This window comes from Nostoc sp. DSM 114161 (genome assembly GCF_052692665.1).
This window is the reverse complement of record NZ_CP195141.1, coordinates 6,938,101-6,952,467: the sequence shown is the minus strand read 5'-3', so window position 1 is coordinate 6,952,467 and position 14,367 is coordinate 6,938,101. Positions and strand designations below refer to the sequence as shown.

Genomic DNA, 14,367 nt, shown 5'->3' with positions numbered 1-14,367 from the left:
TTAAAGTGTTGGTGATTGAGAATATGAATTTAGTTCGCCCAGAGTCGCAGAGTCGCAGAGAGTAAGAGTTGAGAAGAGTTGATTTGAGCGTAATACTGATTCTCTATGAAGATGCGCCTAGTTATTTTTAGAAAACCTCTGCGTACCTTCGCGCTAACCTTTGCGTACCTTTGCGTTGAAAAAAGTTAAAATTTGGCGCAGCTTGACAAACAAACGGTAATGACGAAATTTTCTCACTTCACCCCTCACTACCGATTAATTGCGAATAATATCCTTCGACTTGTTGCAATTCTTCATGAGTCCCCCGTTGCACCACTTTTCCGCGATCGAGGACAATAATTTCATCACAATCGCGGATAGTACTCAGCCGATGCGCCACGATAATGCAAGTACATCCCCGCTGACGTAGTTTTTGGTCAATAATTTTTTCTGTTTCAGTATCCAAGGCGCTGGTTGCTTCATCCAAGATCAGAATAGAGGGGTTGTTAACCAAAGCACGAGCAATTTCCAAACGCTGTCTTTGACCGCCGCTTAAATTAGTAGCTCCTTCTGAGAGTTTACTATCATAGCCCCCAGGTAAGGAGAGGATAACATCGTGAATCGCTGCATCTTGACATGCTTGCACTAAGGAATTTTCAGGTACAGTAGTATCCCAAAGAGTTAAATTGTCCCTGACGCTACCAGCAAATAGTAAAATATTTTGCTCTACGAAGGCGATAGAATTGGCTATGACTTGACGAGGAATTTGGTTTCTAGGTATACCATCAAACTTAATTTCTCCCTGAGTTGATTGGTACAGCCCGCATATAAGTTTGGCAATGGTAGACTTACCGGAACTACTTTTACCGATAAATGCTACTCGCTGTCCTGGTTTAATTGATAAATTGAAGTTTTCAATCAAAGGAGTTTCTACTTCGCCGTAACTAAATGTCACATTCTCCAACTTGACATACCCTTGCAATTTAGGTTGAAGGTAATTAGCAAAAACTTGTTGTGCTTGCTGTGTTTCCTCTGTCAACTCAGGAACTACTGGGTTTTGCAAAACATCATCCAAGCGATTTAAACTACCCTCGACTTCTTGGAGGTCGCTACCAAGACTAACGAGATTATTCACAGGTTCCATAAAACTTTGCATTAATCCTTGAAATGCAACTAGCATTCCGATACTCAGATTACCATCCATAACCCGCAGTCCACCAATAACTAAAACTAGCATTGATGTAATTGCTGATAAGAACGAGGGCAAAATTCCTAAAGTCTGGTTAGTTATATTTACTTCCTGGTATGCGTTAATCGATTTGGCATAATAACCCGCCCACCGAGCAAAGAAATCAGATTCTAAGCCAGATGCTTTCAGGGTTTCCATACTTTGAAGACCAGAAATAGCTACTCCGTTAACTTTTCCTTGTTCTTGTATTAATTTGATGTTGGCATCTACGCGCCACCGAGAGATTTTGTGCAAAATCAGGAGATTGATGGCGACAAAGATAATGCCAATTGAGGTTAATACCGCATCATATTGCAGCATAACAATAGCATAAAAAATTACCATGACTGCGGCGATCGCAGTTGTAGCTAACTTCCCTGAAAGCAGATTGGCTAATCTGTCGTTTAGGTGGATGCGGCTGCTGATTTCTCCAGCAAATCTGCAATCGTAAAAACTTACAGGTAAGCGTAGAATGTGCCATAAAAATCGGCTCGACATCCCCACAGATAACTTAATTTTCATCCGGCGCAAAAACTTTAACTGTAGTAATGTCAACAGTCCATTAACGATCGCTGTCAGGATCATTCCTAACAAAAGCGGTCGCAACCAATCTTGCCTGTTTTGCACCAAAACATTATCTACAAACAGTTGAGAAAATATAGGTGATGCCACTCCGGGAATCACTAGTAAAAATCCAGCACAAATGCAGTAAGCGAGTACCTGACCAGACCCTTGCAAACGTTCCCGCAAACCTAGAAAAATGTTAGGTTTGCTACCACCTTTTTTGAAATTTTCACTAGGTGTAAAAAGCAGGACAACACCTGTAAAACTTGTATCAAATTCTTCTAAGGATACAGACCTCGGCCCAGTTGCGGGGTCGTTGATATAAACTTGCTTGTTACTAAATCCCTCTACAACTAAGTAATGGTTAAAATTCCAAAAAACGATGTAAGGGCATTGCAACTGCCGCAGTCCATCTAAGTCTGCTTTCATCCCTTTGGCATTCAAACCGTAACTTCTAGCAGCCTTGAGGATATTTACAGCTCTGCTGCCATCCCGCGATACGCCGCAATCCTGACGTAATTGCGGCAGGGGTACAATCCGACCGTAGTAACTTAAGATAATTCCTAAAGCAGCAGCACCACATTCTACCGCCTCCATCTGTAAAATAGTCGGGGTACGACGGCGGATTTCTTTATATCCAGAAGCGATCGCAGTAGAAATCGGACGGCGATTATTTTTCTTGGTAAATTTTACTTGTAGTTGTGACAGCATTTTTGTTATGTGAGGTTAATTTACACCAGTTAAAGACTTGAGAAAAGGAAAGATAAAGCTGATAGGCGATCGCTCTTCTGTAGTAACTCTGACGCTAGTGGTGGTTCCAGAAGAAATTTTCATATCAACGTTTTTAGACGAAGACCACTTGTAGCCGCTAAAGGTTGAGTCGTCTGGCTGTAACTCTGCATCAACTTGAATTTGAGGCCCTTGAGTCATTAGGCTTTGCACAATCTCTGCATTACCGATCGCATTTAAAGCACCCTCCTTAGTTGCAGGAAAAGCTGAAACATGGGTTACAGTACCGACAATGCCGCCAAATCGTTCGCGCTCTACTGTAGAAGGTGTAATTTGTACCTTCATTCCTTCGTGAATTTTCTTACCATCACCGACAGAAAAGAAAGTCAGACCCATGAGTTTAGCAGATGGTTCCTCTGCTTGGATGACGGCGATAGAGCTTCCTGGAGAAACAATTTGCCCAAAAGATGTACTAATTTCTAAAACCCGTCCGTTGTACTCGCTAACAATTTGACTGTTTTGATTTAATTGCACTTGTAATTGAGCAATATTTTGTTTGACTTCTTGAATTTGATTTTGTCGGTTGCTTGCAGTGTCAAAATCTTGCTCAATTTTAGTTTTTTCGTTAGCATCCAATTGTTGTAGCTGGGATTGAAAATCATTAATTTGGCTGAAGTTTTCGCGGTAGGTTTTTTCTATTTCCACCTGTTGCACATCAAGTTGTTTGAGTTGAGCATCAATATCAGACACTTTTTTAACAGCATCTAAGTATGTTTGTTGTTGCTCCAAAAGGTTTTGCTGAGAAATTCCTCCTTCTGCTTGCAGCTTTTGGAGTCCCTCATATATTTTGCGTTGGGGGGAAATCATACTGACAGCGATCGCTCGACTTTGGAGTAAGTTTTGCTGTTGTACTTGCAGAGAACTCAAACCTCTATTTCTCAAAATAGGAGTCAAGCTGATTGCTTGTTGGAGACGTTGCTGGAGATTGAGACGTTGCTGAGCGATCGCTCTTTTTTCTTCTAGCTTGCGTTGCCCTTGGAGTAAATTAGAACTGTAATTCTGCGATTCTAATTGAGCTAGCTTAGTACGCTGCTGCTGTAATTGGCTTTGCAGTTCAGCTTGGTTGATGATTGCTAACACCTGTCCTTTTTTTACATAGTCACCAACATTAATATTCATCGCCAGGATTCGTCCCGAAGCCGGCGCTTGCAACGATACAACCTTACTTGGATAAACTAACACCCCTTGTCCTGAAACCGTTATCGGTATACGACCAACAATACTCCAAATAACTGCCGTTGCTACCAACGAACCAAGGGCAGCTAAAGACAACCAATGCATCGGCTGGATAACAGTCATCACCCGATCCAAGCGTTCAGGGGAAGATAAATTTTCTAAGGCTTTTTTTCGGAAAAGGTTATTTTGTTGTGTAACCATGTGACACCCTTTTAAAAATTCAAAATTAAAAATTCAAAATTAAGAGAACTACATATCACAAAGATTTGAGCGTGTGTATTTTTTGCCTTCTTTTTTCAAATTGCTATATAGCTCTTCAGTATTGCAATTAACAAGTTATTGAAATAAAACCTCCATCATGACTTGAGTAGATGATGTTCCAATCGATTTACCTAACTTATTGGCAACACCTGAGTTGATTTATGCAGTTTTGAAAAACTTTGGTGTTAAAGAAAATTGGCAATAGCCTGATGTCACTAGCTTTCAAGCATTTTGATCGAACTGAAATATTCCTAGTTATCTCAAAGGTTGCATATTCTGATTTGAGTTCTCCCAAGGAGTAATACAGAAGGCAATCAAACAATTACCTTCAAACCAAACATCAAAAATAAACAACATCTTTATTAGGAGAACGACAATGTTTGAAATTAAAGCACAATTGCTGACACAAGCAGTACAAGATTCATACTTCCGCAATCGTTTGATTGCCGACCCTCTAACAGTTGCAGCAGAGTATGGATGGAATATTCCGACTCAAATACAAATAACTGTAGTTGAGGAAACACCAAGTCATTACTATCTAGTACTGCCAGCATTAGATACTCAAGATTTAGCTAATCAAACACCTGAAAATTCTGATGTCAACTCAACAGCACACATACTGGAAATCGAAGTGCAATTGCTAGCACGCGCCGCGCAAGATTGTGACTTTCGCACTCGTTTGATTGCTAACCCGAAAACTGTGATGGCACAAAAGGGATTGAATTTTCCAACTAATATCCAAGTCAGTGTATTAGAAGAAACTGCAAATCGTTACTATCTGGTGCTGCCAGCATTAGACTTTTCTGAATTAGAAACTAACAGAGATTTATCCGATGCAGAACTGGAATTAGTTGCAGGCGGAAGCGATACGCAAAATCACAGTTGGACAGGCTGCGCTTCTGGACAAAGTGGTTGCGTTGCTACTAAAGGTTGTGATGAGACTGCTTCAACCGTGGCAGTTACTATTGGAGTAACAGCAGCATTAGCTTGAAATCGAAGTGCAGTTGCTTGCACGAGCAGCGCAAGATGCAGACTTTCGTAGTCTCAGATGGGGATTGATACCCCATCTGAACATTCTCTTGTACCTCTAAATTCCTAATAGTCTCAAAGGCTACATATAGTCTATATGGTGAGAGTGGCGCAAATTTAAAGGAAGTAATACGCGGGGGGAAAGGGTAAGGGATTTAAAACCTTTCCCCTTTTCCCTTTAAACAGCCAAGTCACGAAAGCGAACTACTAGTTAGGCAGTTACAAATATTTCAGCTTTTACTAAGTATTTTAAGTAAATTATGCATTTAATAATTAAGATTTAAAATTTATGTAGAAATTTCTACATATAATTTACGTATTCAGTATTTATCCGGTTAGATGCAAAATATCAGAATGATAAAATACAAAGTACCTATACGTAAATATTGACTGCCTCTATGTCTGCCAATCCATCCTCTATTGGTAAGCAAACCAAAGCCGAACAATCATTAGAAAACCGTGCCCTATTTATTCGCATTGCCCGCCAATTCTTTGCCGAACAGGGTTACGCTCACACCAGTATGGAACAGATTTTAGCTCAGATGGATGTCACGCAAGATACATTTTACAACTACTTTCAAAGCATCGCAGATTTGCTACGGGCTGTATGCGAACAAATGCAAGCCGAAATCCAAGAGGAAATACTGAGAGCAACCCAGGTAGCAACGGATTCATTTGAGGCATTGCAACTTGGTTGCGATACCTTTCTCGATGCAGTTGCCAAAACTGAGGTACAGCAAATCTTACTGATTGACGCTCCGGCTGCACTCAGTTGGACACAGTTGAATCGCATCGATCGCGAATATGGGTTTGGCTTATTGCTCGAAGGGGTCAAGCAGGCGATCGCCGACGGTCACTTCAAAGCCCAATCCGCAGAAGTTCTAGCAACCATGATTAATGGTGCGATTAATGAAAGTATTCTTTGGGCGGTGCAGGGTGATAATGTGACAGAACGATTAATCGAAGTTCGCACTGTGTTCCATCAATTATTAACAGGACTAAAAGATAGCTCGTACAATACCGTTGCCAAAATAAGAGTATGAAGAGATAGGGTGTTCCGTAGTAGAGTTATTGTCTCTCACAACGGCAATTCTAAAATCACGCTTCAGCCCATACCCGATATCCGATCGTTGTCACAATGTCTTCGGCCGCAGATAAACGCTATAACGATGCGGTAATTGAATCGGATAAACAAGAACCATATTAGCGATCGGGAGTCAGAAAAAAATAAAGCAGAAGTGATATTAAAATCTGATTTATTACATTGGTTTGGATAGCTTTTTGCGGGTAGGTGCGATGGAATTTTGGGCTGATTTAGCTTTTGAATTCATGCGTTTCAAGCCCAGTAAACTACCTTATTTTCACAAGGTTTTAACTGCTATTTACCCGATCGAATCTGCTTTATATCTTTGTCATACCTTCAGATTTCACTCTTTATCTTTCCAAAATTACCCTAGTTCCTTGAGATTTGTGAACTGGGTTAAAGTGCCTACAAAAAATATATCACAGAATTGAAACATTTAAAAAGATAGGAGAAAAATGTCAGTAGCAAATAAATTGGAGCGAGATATAATTCCCAATGAAAATGGTGTTTCTATAACAACTGAATGCGTTGTTAATTCGTATAATGAATGGGATCTATTAGAGGAAGTTGTTGTCGGTAGAATAGAAGGTGCTAGCAATCCTCCTAGACACATAGGTTTGCTAGGTTGTATTCCTGAAGACCTTTATAACCTTCTTCTTTTTGCAGGTGGCTATAGAATCCCCCGCAGATGGGCTATTGAGCCAGCACAAAAAGAATTGGATGAGTTTATCCATATTCTTGAATCAGAAGGTGTTAAAGTCAGACGACCTAGTATCACTGACTACCATCGAAAATTTTCTACCCCAAATTGGTCATCTAGGGGTTTTTGTGGAGCTTGCCCGCGAGACTGTTTTCTAGTCATCGGCAATGAAATAATTGAGGCACCTATGTCATGGAGAAGCCGTTATTTTGAACGTCATGCCTATTATTCGCTATTCAAAGAATATTTTGAGCAAGGAGCGAAATGGACTTCTGCTCCCAAGCCTCCTCTACTAGATTCTTTATATGACAAAAAATACACTATTCCCAAAAAAGAGGAACCGATACGATATGTAATCAATGAATCAGAAGTAGTTTTTGACGCAGCAGATTTTGTCCGTTGCGGTAGAGATATTTTTGTCACCAAGAGTAATGTAACTAACGACGCGGGAATTAATTGGGTAAGACGCCATTTAGGAGAACAATTCCAGGTTCATATTATTGAGACAAAATCAAAACAGCCCATGCATATTGATACTACATTTGTGCCATTGGGCCCTGGAAAAGTAATGATTAACCCAAAATACATTGATGTTGATAGATTGCCTTCAATTTTAAAATCATGGGATGTATTGGTGGCGCCAGAACCAGCCATCATAACTGGAGGCTATTTAAATGGAAATGCTTCTTTGTGCAGTACGTGGTTAAGTATGAACGTTTTGCTGCTAGACGAAGAGAGGGTAATATGTGAAAAGTCTCAAGAACCAACAATTCGTGCCTTAAAAGATTGGGGATTTAAACCAATACCTTGTAATTTTATGAGTTATAACATCTTTGGCGGTGCATTTCATTGTGCAACTTTAGACATTAGACGCCGCGGTACATTACAGTCTTATTTTTAACCGTTTTACCTGGGGCGTACAAGTATAAGCGATCGAAATTAGCTAGGTTCAGTTTAAATACTCTTTTCTCCTTTAAGCTGAACCTAGTTATGAATTAGTTACCAATTACTTTTAATTTGTAATTATTTGTGAACTTACTTTCAAGCTTGTCGATATACACCAGATTTCAACTTTGTGAGATACAGAAATACCCCACCCGCGCTACCGCGCACCCTCCCCGAACTCTGGGGAGGGTTGGGGAGGTGTGTACCTCGTGTACTTGCAAAACGCTGTAAATTCAGAGGCGCAAAGCAGATTATAAGTAAGCGGACACAATTATTTAGAAGACGCATTTCGACTGCGCTCAATGCTCGATTCTTGAGAAGACGAGGGTTGAGCGAAGTCGAAACCCGGCAACCTCAAGTTAGGTTTAATTTAGTCCTTCTACTTAGTTGAGAGCAAAATGTACAATTTCATCAAACAGTAAAATTTAGTACATGAATTACACGATCGAGGATTATTATGCTCAGTTTAACAGCCGCTATATTAGCCTTATTTACATTAGCGATCGCAACATTGCTGTTTTTGTCACTGAAATTAGTCAGGCAAGAAAAAACTAGACAAGCCTATATGTATGAAAAGATATTTTCTCAGTTGTATTCTCCAGAGCGGGACAAAACAACAATTTCATACTATGAAGTATTAAAATCTGCTCGTGCGCTGTTAAAGTGCGATCGACTATTACAGCTGATAGGCAGCTATACGGAAAGAGAGTACAAAATTATATATCCTTTACTATTGCACTTGGAAGCATATATATATAATGGCGATTTAAAATGTGAAGAACAACAAAATAAGGGTAATTTATATACAGAAACTCTGTGGAGAAAAAATGTAGAAAATCTCTTAAACAGGTATCAAATCTATGATTTAGAAATACAAAATGAGTTAGATAACTTAGAAAAATATTTCATTCAGGAAAGTGAAATTATGTTAGGAGAAGTAGAAATTAATGAACAAAACTTTTTAAATATCACATATATGCGCTCTTCAGATATTTATTTTCTGCTGAGAGTAGGATATAAGCTAAAAGGCATTCCATACAACGAAGATTTCTTCAATATTTTGAAACCTATGATGGTCATTGAAGAAATTAGGGATGATTTAGAGTCATATGAGAAGGATGTTGCAGAAAACAGTTTTAATAGTCTACGAATATATGTACAACTCTACGGTAAAGAGCAAGCAGCACAAGAACTAAGAAAGCTCAGGAAACAAATGATATATTGTAGTATTAATAACCTTGCAAAAGCAAATAAACGCGCCGTCGTGGAATTTTGGAAGGCTTTTTTGGGAATAGAATTAGGAATACCTTTTATTTTACTTAAACCGCTAAATTTAGTTCCACGCGCTTTGCATATTCATTTAGCAAAGCTACTACCCGCTAGCGATGATAAATATTATGGAGTAATACCGAAAACAATAGATGAACCTCAAAAAACACTAGAGGCGACTTGTCTCATCCAATAATTATTACGATGCTTTGAATCTATCCCACTAATATTTGATTGGCGGATTTAACTAAAATGGTTGCTAATCTCAAAGGTTTATTACACGAACAAGAAAACTCAGCTAGCACTTTAGTAGAGCTGCTGCAATATAGAGCACTAGAACAGCCAGAGTCTGTAGCTTTTATTTTTTTGCAAGACGGAGAAACAGAATCACATCGTCTAACGTATCGAGAATTAGATGAACAGGCAAGAGCGATCGCATCTCGGCTTCAAACTTTCACAATGCCTGGAGAACGTGCCTTACTACTGTATCCTTCTGGGTTGGAATTTATCGCTGGATTTTTCGGTTGTTTGTATGCTGGCATTGTCGCCGTTCCCGCTTACCCTCCCCGCCAGAATCAATCTTTATCTAGATTGCAGGCGATCGTAGCTTCTTCTCAAGCTACTGTGGTATTGACAAGCTCTACTGTTTTAGCTTCCGTAGAAAAACACATCCGCAATACACCGGATCTCGCAGCCCTGCAATGGTTGGCTACAGATAAAGTTGACCCTCAACAGTATGATGTATGGCATAAACCAATTGTAAGTCGTGACACCCTAGCTTTCCTTCAATATACTTCCGGGTCTACGGGAAACCCAAAAGGTGTAATGGTGAGTCACGGCAATTTACTCGACAACCAACAGAGTATCCAAACAGCCTTCAGCCACACTCAAGCGACAAAGATCGTTGCTTGGCTGCCGTTATTTCACGATATGGGACTGATTGGCAATACTCTACAACCCCTCTATCTCGGCGTCCCTTGCATCATTATGCCTCCAGTAGCCTTTTTGCAGAAGCCGATCCGGTGGCTAAAGGCAATTTCCAAATATGGAGGAACTACCAGCGGCGGCCCTAATTTCGCTTACGATCTGTGCGTTCGTCAAACGACAGCAAGCGATCGCGCCGGTCTTGATTTGAGTAGTTGGACACTTGCTTTTGATGGAGCCGAACCCGTCCGAGCAGAAACTTTAGAAAGTTTTGCTGCGACTTTTGCAGAATGCGGTTTTCGTCAGGAAGCTTTTTATCCCTGTTACGGTATGGCCGAAGCTACCCTATTCGTTTCCGGAGGAGTGCGTACACAGCCACCTGTCGTTTTAGATGTTTCCGCATCAGCGTTAACTCAAAACCAAGTCGTTGCTGCCAGCAAGGATGCTGATACTAAGAGGGTTGTTAGTTGCGGTAAAGCCTGGTTAGACCAAAAAATCAAAATCGTCGATCCAGAAACATTAATTGAGTGCGCTAGTTCGCGCATCGGAGAAATTTGGATTTCTGGTAGTAATGTAGCAAAGGGATATTGGCAGCAATCTGAGCTAACTGAGTCCTGTTTTCAGGCTTATGTTTGTGACACTAACTCTGAACCATTTCTGCGAACCGGGGACTTGGGTTTTCTCCAAGATGGGGAACTATTTATTACGGGTCGTTTGAAAGACGTGCTGATTATTCGGGGCAAAAATCATTATCCTCAAGATATCGAGTTAACTGTAGAAAATAGCCATCCAGCACTTCACCCCAACAGCGGTGCAGCTTTTTTAGTCGAAGTCGATGGGATAGAACAACTGGTAGTAGTGCAGGAAGTCGAACGGCAATTTCTGCGGAAATTAGATACGGATGCAATCATCACCAACATCCGTAAGGCCGTAGCTCTGCAACACGGGTTGCAGATTCACGATGTCGTGCTACTCAAAACAACGAGAATTCCCAAAACATCCAGCGGCAAGATCCAGCGCCAAGAATGCTGTAAACTCTACCAAGCTGGAATGTTAGAAGCTCATCGCGTTGGCAGCAACCTTCCACACTTAGCAGTCGAGAAACAGACTTGTACTCATGATAGTGTTCGACCATCTTCTCTCGAAGAGGAACAGACTATAGTTATAGAGACGTGGTTGCTGCAATGGTTAGCCAGAAAAATCAAACGAGAGCCACAACAAATAAATCCTACTGCTCATTTCACCGAGTACGGTCTTGATTCACTGCAAGCGATCGAGTTAGTTGGAGATTTAAAAGAGCGTTCTGGACTGTCGCTATCTGAGGATACTATTTACAGTTATTCGACAATTCGCAAGTTGAGCCATTACCTAGCGGAACAGTTAAACAAGGCTGGCAGATTATTTGTTGTCGAGTCTAATGAAAAAGAAAACTCGCTGTCAAACTCCCCAGATAAACCTCACGCCACCTCTTTTGCAGAGATTCCACCAGAAAACTATCAGTTTGACTTATTACCCGAATACCTAGAATTACAGTCACGGTTGTCTATTTATGAAAACGGCGAACTTGACTATCCTTACTTTCCTGAAAAAGCTAGATTCTCTACATCAACAACCATAATTAATGGGCGAGAATTGCTGGAATACTCCCACTATGATTATTTAGGATTAGCGGGCGAACCTAGAGTTATTAAAGCAGCCCAAAAAGCTTTGGAAATTTATGGAACGTCACTGCAAGCGACGCCACTGATTTCTGGCAGAACGCCCTTACATAAGGAATTGGAGAAAACAATTGCTGAATGGTTTGGCGTCGAAGACTGCTTAATGTATGCCAGCGGTCACGCTACTAATATCAATACTATTGGACATATCGTAGGTGCTGGTGACTTAATCCTTTACGATCGCTTTGTCCACAACAGCGCCGTTCAAGGTACTATCATGTCTGGCGCAACTTCAATGCCTTTTCCCCACAATGATTGGCAAGCTCTCGATGACTTATTGTCTATCCATCGACCAAACTACCGACGCACGCTGATTATGACGGAAGGTGTATTTAGTATGGACGGGGACATCCCCGATTTACCAAAATTTATTGAAATTAAAAAGCGTCATAAAGCATGGTTAATAATCGATGAAGCTCATTCCCTCGGAGTGTTGGGTAAAACCGGGCGAGGCATTGGCGAATATTTTCAAGTTTCGCCTCAAGATGTTGACTTATGGATGGGAACGACAAGTAAAGCTCTGGCGGGTTGTGGCGGTTATATTGCCGGATGTCAGCCATTAATTGATTACTTAAAGCACACATCTCCAGGGTATGTCTTTGCAGCTGGAATGCCACCAGCTAGCGCCGCAGCAAGCTTAGAAGCACTCCGCATTATTCAAGCCGAACCGCAACGAGTGGCGAAGTTGCATCAAACAGCCGAGCTTTTCCGAACTTTAGCTAGAAATAAGGGTTTGAACGTTGGAGCTAGTCATGATTCCCCGATTATACCCATTCTTATCGGCGATTATACTGAAACTGCTCGATTGGCAAATGTTATCCGTCAACAAGGAATAAATGTGTTTCCGATTGGATGGCCAGTTGTTCCCGCAGCTCTATCGAGACTGCGTTTTATGGTTTCTGCTTTGCACACCGAAGAACAAATCAAATTCACTGTAAACACCATAGCGGAACTAATAATTTCGTCTAATGATTCGCAAAGCATGTCATGTGTGCCTCAATCAAGTTGGCAGTTTCCCCCTAGATGTAAGATTTTAGACTTGTGAAAATTGCCAAACTATGCATGATAGAGACATTAATGCAAGCATTGACTTCAGAGACGAGGGACCACGCCAGAATCACTAGTAAAAATCCAGCACAAATGCAGTAAGCGAGTACCTGACCAGACCCTTGCAAACGTTCCCGCAAACCTAGAAAAATGCTAGGTTTACTACTACCTTTTGTGAAATTTTCACTGGGTGTAAAAAGCAGCACAACACCTGTAAAAGCTGAAACACGGGTTACAGTACCCACGGTTATTTTGTTGTGTAACTATGTGACACCAATTTAATGTGAAGCTGCACTAAATGAGTAACTCTCTATTCTTGGCGCTCTTTCTACGAGACGCTGCGCGTTGGCGTACTTGACGGTAGCCTGCGGCAAGCCGCTGCGCGTCTACGTTTAATATTTTGTGCATCTTCATATATGATTGGTATGATACCTTTTTAACAATTAAAAACTTGTACTGAGCTTGTCTTGAGCGCAGCCGAAAGGCGCAGTCGAAGTATTCAAAATTAAGAAAAATACATATCACAAAAGTTTGAGCGCGTGTATTTGTTGCATTCTTTTTTTAAATTGCTATATAGCGTCTATAGAAACTTTCTTCAGCATTGCAATTAACAAGTTATTGAAATAAAACCTCCATCATCACTTGAGTAGATGATGTTCCAATCGATTTACCTAACTTATTGGAAACACCTGAGTTGATTTATGCAGTTTTGAAAATATTTGGTCTTGAAGAAAATTGGCAATAGCCTGATGTCACTAGCTTTCAAGCATTTTGATCGAACTGAAATATTCCTAGTTATCTCAAAGGTTGCATATTCTGATTTGAGTTCTCCCAAAGAGTAATACAGAAGGCAATCAAACAATTACCTTCAAACCAAACATCAAAAATAAACAACATCTTTATTAGGAGAACGACAATGTTTGAAATTAAAGCACAATTGCTGACACAAGCAGTACAAGATTCATACTTCCGCAATCGTTTGATTGCCGACCCTCTAACAGTTGCAGCAGAGTATGGATGGAATATTCCGACTCAAACACAAATAACTGTAGTTGAGGAAACGCCAAGCCATTACTATCTAGTACTGCCAGCATTAGGTACTCAAGATTTAGCTAATCAAACACCTGAAAATTCTGATGTCAATTCAACAGCACACATACTGGAAATCGAAGTGCAATTGCTAGCACGCGCCGCGCAAGATTGTGACTTTCGCACTCGTTTAATTGCTGACCCGAAAACTGTGATGGCACAAAAGGGATTGAATTTTCCAACTAATATCCAAGTCAGTGTATTAGAAGAAACTGCAAATCGTTACTATCTGGTGCTGCCAGCATTAGACTTTTCTGAATTAGAAACTAACAGAGATTTATCCGATGCAGAACTGGAATTAGTTGCAGGCGGAAGCGATACGCAAAATCACAGTTGGACAGGTTGTGCTTCTGGGCAAAGTGGTTGCGTTGCAACTAAAGGCTGTGATGCTGCTGCTTCAACTGTGGCAGTTACTATTGGAGTAACAGCAGCATTAGCTTGAAACCTAGATCCCCCCTAGCGCCCTTTCAAAAGGAGGAAATTCTAAAGCCTCCTTTTTAAGGGGTTGGGGGATCTGAGTGCGTAAGTTTTGATAATTTCAAAGGCTACATATTCTGATTTCAGT

Annotated in this window: 8 protein-coding genes; 6 read left to right on the top strand and 2 right to left on the bottom strand. The window is 40.7% G+C overall.

The window, feature by feature from the left end; all coding sequences use genetic code 11:
* Positions 1-238: 238 nt before the first annotated feature.
* On the bottom strand, positions 239-2,368 hold the full coding sequence (locus tag NSTC745_RS29005; protein ID WP_445638713.1) for an NHLP family bacteriocin export ABC transporter peptidase/permease/ATPase subunit: 2,130 nt from the start codon (positions 2,366-2,368) through the stop codon (positions 239-241).
* 129 nt (positions 2,369-2,497) lie between these two features.
* Positions 2,498-3,937, bottom strand: a complete 1,440-nt coding sequence (locus NSTC745_RS29000; protein ID WP_445634088.1) for an NHLP bacteriocin system secretion protein — start codon at positions 3,935-3,937, stop codon at positions 2,498-2,500.
* A gap of 436 nt (positions 3,938-4,373) precedes the next feature.
* Between NSTC745_RS29000 and NSTC745_RS28995 the strand changes: the two genes are divergently transcribed.
* From NSTC745_RS28995 to NSTC745_RS28970, 6 genes are all read left to right on the top strand, one after another.
* A complete protein-coding gene (locus NSTC745_RS28995) occupies positions 4,374-4,988 on the top strand; it encodes an NHLP leader peptide family RiPP precursor (RefSeq protein WP_445634087.1) in 615 nt (204 codons plus the stop codon).
* Between the two features lie 436 nt (positions 4,989-5,424).
* Positions 5,425-6,069 carry a TetR/AcrR family transcriptional regulator gene (locus tag NSTC745_RS28990; protein WP_445634086.1) on the top strand — a complete coding sequence of 215 codons (645 nt, stop codon included), beginning with the start codon at positions 5,425-5,427 and terminating at the stop codon, positions 6,067-6,069.
* A 496-nt stretch (positions 6,070-6,565) separates the two neighbouring features.
* Positions 6,566-7,711 (top strand): amidinotransferase, encoded by a 1,146-nt coding sequence (locus NSTC745_RS28985; RefSeq protein ID WP_445634085.1) that lies wholly within the window; start codon positions 6,566-6,568, stop codon positions 7,709-7,711.
* Between the two features lie 501 nt (positions 7,712-8,212).
* Positions 8,213-9,220 (top strand): hypothetical protein, encoded by a 1,008-nt coding sequence (locus NSTC745_RS28980; protein ID WP_445634084.1) that lies wholly within the window; start codon positions 8,213-8,215, stop codon positions 9,218-9,220.
* A gap of 56 nt (positions 9,221-9,276) precedes the next feature.
* Positions 9,277-12,711 carry an aminotransferase class I/II-fold pyridoxal phosphate-dependent enzyme gene (locus tag NSTC745_RS28975; protein WP_445634083.1) on the top strand — a complete coding sequence of 1,145 codons (3,435 nt, stop codon included), beginning with the start codon at positions 9,277-9,279 and terminating at the stop codon, positions 12,709-12,711.
* Positions 12,712-13,629: 918 nt separating this feature from the next.
* On the top strand, positions 13,630-14,244 hold the full coding sequence (locus NSTC745_RS28970) for an NHLP leader peptide family RiPP precursor (protein ID WP_445634082.1): 615 nt from the start codon (positions 13,630-13,632) through the stop codon (positions 14,242-14,244).
* Positions 14,245-14,367: the final 123 nt, after the last annotated feature.